This window comes from Ruegeria arenilitoris, assembly GCF_013031355.1.
Taxonomy (GTDB): domain Bacteria; phylum Pseudomonadota; class Alphaproteobacteria; order Rhodobacterales; family Rhodobacteraceae; genus Ruegeria; species Ruegeria arenilitoris_C.
The window spans coordinates 1-5,051 of record NZ_WPZO01000023.1 but is presented as its reverse complement, the minus strand read 5'-3'; the positions used below and the strand labels follow the sequence as shown (position 1 = coordinate 5,051).

Here is a 5,051-nt window from a genome sequence, read left to right as displayed (position 1 = left end):
GCACAACAAGCACCGTCAGCACAAACTGAACCAATCAATAACAACATAAAAGGCGGAGCCTTATCGGATTCTTAGCCCAAATCCGGCGCATATTCGAGATTATGGTGGTGTTCATATGAACCGGAAACCGGGCGCCGCAGAAGAAGCGTTTATCCGGAGCTATTATGCAAGGAAATCGGGGGCCGTCGCCTGAGCGACGGAAACTGAAGGATGGCGCCCGTTTATTCTGACGCATAGGCGAAACGGCATTCTACGTTGGCAATGGTATGGGGTGGTGCTGCCACTCTGTACCGTTGTCCTTCATCAGGCAGGGCCAGGGTTCGCATTGGAATCCGCGTGCAGTTGTTCGTCAGGACGTTGTTAGCCTTTTAAGACGCCGCCGATGTTGGCCGGAAAGCCTGCTCGCCATCCCGCGGAATGTCGCCTAAACGGACACTTGCAGCAGAAAACGGGACAGGTCCAGTCTGACACTTGATGTTCTTTGAGTTGGGATTCACTGACCGCTCAGGTTTGACAGCAAGCACTTTTGGGTCTGGGACGTTAAAATGGCGGAAACTTTTTTGGATCGGCGAACATAAGAAGAATACGTACCTGGTTATTGGTGCCGTTATCCTGTTTGCCGTATTTCCATTCACGTTCCAGGCTATTTTCTTCACTTTTTAAAGGCGGCCAGACGAGATCAAGGCAGTCGGGTATTTTGTAAACCTTCCCTATTTCAGAATGATGTCCGTCTGGGTCATGTGTGGGTTGAAGAAACTTGGACCAGACTGGTTTTTTGCGTGCAATGTGGCCATAACCTCTTTTTAAACTCGTCGACAAAAAGGCCGTCATACTGGTTGCAATATGGCCGGTGTCAGTCCTGCTTTTTTCAAAAATCTATTGGGAATTCTTCTACTTTTTGCGTTGCCTGATACGGCCAAACCTTTCTGCTCGAGCCGAAACAGGACCAATATTCTTATTCGGAATATTGTATATGCTACCGGAAAGGCAAATCTCGGCGTCATTCTAACTTTTCAAGCTGTATTGCTCATTCAACATGCTGGATTTCAACGATCAACACCAATCGGAATTGTAGGATTCAGGATTGCTCTGGATACCCCATGAAAACAGGAACTGCATTCTCACTTCCTTGGATTGGCGGGTTGCGACAGCGATTTGATTGGACTCGAAACACTATCAACCCGGACTACTCCCCATCGAGAGTTTAGCGGTATTCATCGCGAGCTTTCACTGCTTCAGCCTGCATACTGGGTATATTGGATTGACGTCCTATTTTCACTGGCGGTGATCGCATTCTTGCTGAGCTCTGCCGATTTTCGCCGCAACCTAAGAGAGCACTTTTGGTTAGTTGCGTGTTTCTTATCAGTATTTTTCTTTTACACGCACGTCACGTATGCGTTTCAAAATGCGAGGTACTACTTCCTCTTCGCTCCCATTCCGGCAATGATTACTCCTGCCAGAATGTTTCCGGGGATTAGCGATCCTCATATTTCCACGTGGTTATTAGAAGCTTGGAGTTCTTATAACCTGTTTATTTACGCCCGGATGTTCTCCATCAGACCGCTTGTGTTTCTAAGCGATTTTTCAGCCCCTGATCCATAAGTTCAGCCAGGCGCGCTTGGTCCGGTGCAAAGAGGTCTGACAGCTCTTGCAAAATCTCTGCGCCCGGCTCAGGGGGGGTCTTTGCCGGATCCGACGTATACAGCGCTTTGGAAACCAACGGATTGGTTTTCACTTTTGAAACCAAGCTTGGCAGGCCGAGGCGACGCAACACCCAGCCGCCGTTTCGCAATACCGAGACAAGCGCCGGATTGCGTGCCGACTGAGCTTCCAGAATCCGGTCTTCATAGGGAAGTGTCTCGATGAAAGGGACATCAAGCGCAGAGCACAGGGAACGGCCAAAGCCCTTGGGGTCGGTCTTGAGCTGATCAAAATCCAGAACAAACACCCGGTTCGCGCCCAAGTAGGTCCTGGCGTTTTGCACGTTTTTCCCAAACAGGGAGTTCTCGACAATCTCGGGGTATTCTCGAACCGCGTCCTCAAATCGCAAATTCGTCCGGCCGATTTTCAGCATGTACTTCCAATGGGACACACTGCGGGCAACGGGTGAACGTACGGTTACCAGGAACCGGCTGTCCTGTGGCAGATCGCGGGCGATACGCTCCAGTGCTGTTTCGGAATACAGATAGTCATGACAGATTTCACCGACCCGCATGGCCTGAGACTGTTTCGGAAACTGACGGCGGTACCAATCTTCGCCTTTTTCATAAAAGCGGTCGAAATAGAAAATCTCTTTCGCGTTGGCCAATGCAACATCGGGATGTTGGTTCAATATGTGCCAAATCCAGGTGGACCCGCACTTGTCGCCACCCAGATACAGGAAATTGACGGGTAGGGTATTGTTGGTCACTGCCTACGCTCCTTGAACAGCAAGGCCAGATTTACAAGGCCCGAAGAAATCCCGATTTTTCTAAAAATATAGATATATGCTGCGACGTTCAGAGCGATGAGATTGCAACTGATGCATACTGCTGCGCCCATCGACCCCCACAGCGCGACGGCGACGGGCAAGGCCGCAAGCGAAAGACCGGTCGTGACAACAAGCATCACGAAGTGCACCCGCTCATGCCCGGACATTTCCATGATCTGCGCCGTCGGACCCGCAAAAGCGCTGACCAGATAGCCGAGGCTGATCACGATGAGCTCGGGATGCGCCGTGGCATATCCCGGGCCGAACAATTCCAGCACCTGATCGCCCCACAGGAAAAAAATCAAAAAGCTGGCCAATGTCGGCATCCCCAACATCAGGCTGATACGGCGGCAGGTGTTTTGGGCTGCGTAAAAGTCGTGTTTGCCCAACTGCGCCGCAAGCATTGGGGCCGCGACAATGTTGATCGCCATCAGGAACAATTCCAGCACCATGGCCGTACGCAAGGCGGCGAAAATGGCGCCAACAATGGCCGCCGGAAGAAGGCCGCCGACAATGACAATCGCCACATTGCGGCCAGATGCGTCGACAACAGAATTGCCCCACATCCCCCACGAGGTGGAAATCCATCGGCTCTTTTGGCTAAAGTCGGCCGCTCCGGTCATCAGCCGCACCGGATTGGTCAGCGGCACCAGAAAGGACTGAACCAGAAACAGCCCGCCAAGAAAAGCGGACATCAGCAACAATGTGGTGACCGGGTCGAGCGCCGGGATCATGCCTAATGCGGCCATCATGGCCAGCGCAATGACGGTCAGGCGAAACACGACGTCCCTGGGCAGCAGTGCGCACCAGACAGAGCCCGCCGCCCGTTGCGGGTTGGGTTGAAACTCGGCCAGAGCCAGAACCACGGTAAAGAGCGCGGTCGCCCAAAGCAGGGACTGCTGACCGTCAAAAGCAGGCAGGATTGCCGCGACAATCGCCAGCCCCAACGCGGCCACAGAAGACCCCAGGAGAACGATTCCATAGCTGAACCGCACGACGGCCCGGGCTTTGGCTTCGTCGTGGTCGTGCAGGTAGAAAGATGCAAAGCGCAAGACCACATTGCGCTGCCCCACGGTGCCGGCGATCGCCAGAATCGTAGCCAAAGAAAAGGCAAAGCTGAACCGCCCGAAACCGTCGTCGCCGAGGCCGCGCGACAATGCCACGAACATCACGAAAGAAAGCCCGGCAGCCGCGCATTTTATGGACAATGCCGCCAAGCTTTTCAGAGCAAATTTCTTGCCGGACTTTGCGATGGTGCCTGTGTTCATGACGCTCAAGGCCACTATGCGCTGCGCGCGTCAGATACGGCCAGACCCAGTTCCCGTGCCACCAGTTCCGCAATTTGCGCCTTGAAAACCTGCTGGTCGAAACGGGCAGCGTGCGCCTGAATTTTCTTTGGAGAATTCACAAGCGCCACATCCGCTTCAAGCGTGTCGATCGCCGTGTTCAGTGCCTCGACGGTCTGTTCGTGAAAATGCACACCCGACACGCCGGGCAACACCGTGTCCAGGGCTCCGCCACGGCCGTAGGCCACCACCGGCCGCCCCGACGCCATAACCTCGACCGGAATGATCCCGAAGTCTTCTTCACCGGGAAACACCAGCGCTTTGCAGGTTGCGAATTGTTGTTTCAGTTCGGCAAAGGGAACCCGCCCCAGGAAGGTGATGTTGCTTTGGGCTTTTTGTTCCAACTCGGCGCGCATTTCCCCGTCGCCGACAATAACCAGTTTGCGGCCCGAAGCGTTGAACGCATCCACCGCCAGATCAGCCCGTTTGTACGACACCATCTCACCCGCCAGCAGGTAATGGTCGCCAACGTCTTCGGAAATGCTGAACTCGGCAACTTCGACGGGGGGGAAAATGACATTCGCGTCCCGCCGGTAATATTTACTGATGCGCTGCGCGATGAAACCGGAATTCGCCACGAAACGATCGACTCTGGCGGCGCTGCTGACATCCCAGATCCGCATCTTGTGCGCCACGAAAGGCATCATGAGTTTTGCAAGACGTCCTGCGGAGGCACGGTAGATATGATAGTGGTCCCAGATGTAGCGCATCGGTGAATGGCAATAGCAAAGATGCACGGCATCGGGTCGGGGGATGATCCCCTTTGCGGGCCCGCTTTCGCTAGAAATGATCACGTCAAACTCGGTCATGTCGACCAGTTCGAGCGCAAGAGGCATCAGCGGCAGGTACTTCTGATAATGCTTCCGCGCGCCGGGCAACTTGGAGATAAAGGTCTCGCGCACGTCCTGCTTGCGGATTTTGTCGCTCACCTTGTCCGGGTCGTACACGTGGGTGACAATGACCGCGTTCGGGAACAGGTCGAGCAGGCTTTCGATGACCTTTTCCCCACCCCGCATTCCAACAAGCCAGTAATGCACGATAGCGACCCGCAGGCCGGAGAAATCCGCGTTGGCGTTTTCCATATTCTGCGAAACAAACTCGTTTACTTCAGTCATGGTAATCCTTGAGACCTACTGCGCACTCTTCCCAGACGCGGAAATCGTCAATCAGCCTTCGAAGTTCAGCCCTTAGCGCCCTGTCCGCGGGCGTAGACGTCTTCGTAGCGGACGATGTCG

4 protein-coding genes are annotated in these 5,051 nt (G+C 54.1%); all 4 read right to left on the bottom strand.

Going from position 1 to position 5,051, the window contains the following annotated elements; all coding sequences use genetic code 11:
- Window positions 1-540: 540 nt before the first annotated feature.
- The 4 genes from GOX63_RS23565 to GOX63_RS23550 all read right to left on the bottom strand — a co-directional run bounded on the left by GOX63_RS23565 (window position 541) and on the right by GOX63_RS23550 (window position 4,931).
- On the bottom strand, window positions 541-831 hold the full coding sequence (locus GOX63_RS23565) for a hypothetical protein (protein WP_170327589.1): 291 nt from the start codon (window positions 829-831) through the stop codon (window positions 541-543).
- 724 nt (window positions 832-1,555) lie between these two features.
- Window positions 1,556-2,410, bottom strand: coding sequence for a sulfotransferase family protein (locus tag GOX63_RS23560; protein ID WP_170327590.1), 855 nt, complete (start codon window positions 2,408-2,410; stop codon window positions 1,556-1,558).
- Complete coding sequence (locus GOX63_RS23555) at window positions 2,407-3,738, bottom strand: lipopolysaccharide biosynthesis protein (protein ID WP_254436093.1); 1,332 nt, start codon at window positions 3,736-3,738, stop codon at window positions 2,407-2,409. Before GOX63_RS23555 ends, GOX63_RS23560 begins: the two co-directional genes overlap by 4 nt.
- Window positions 3,739-3,752: 14 nt before the next feature.
- Window positions 3,753-4,931 (bottom strand): glycosyltransferase, encoded by a 1,179-nt coding sequence (locus GOX63_RS23550; protein WP_254436092.1) that lies wholly within the window; start codon window positions 4,929-4,931, stop codon window positions 3,753-3,755.
- Between the last annotated feature and the right edge of the window lie 120 nt (window positions 4,932-5,051).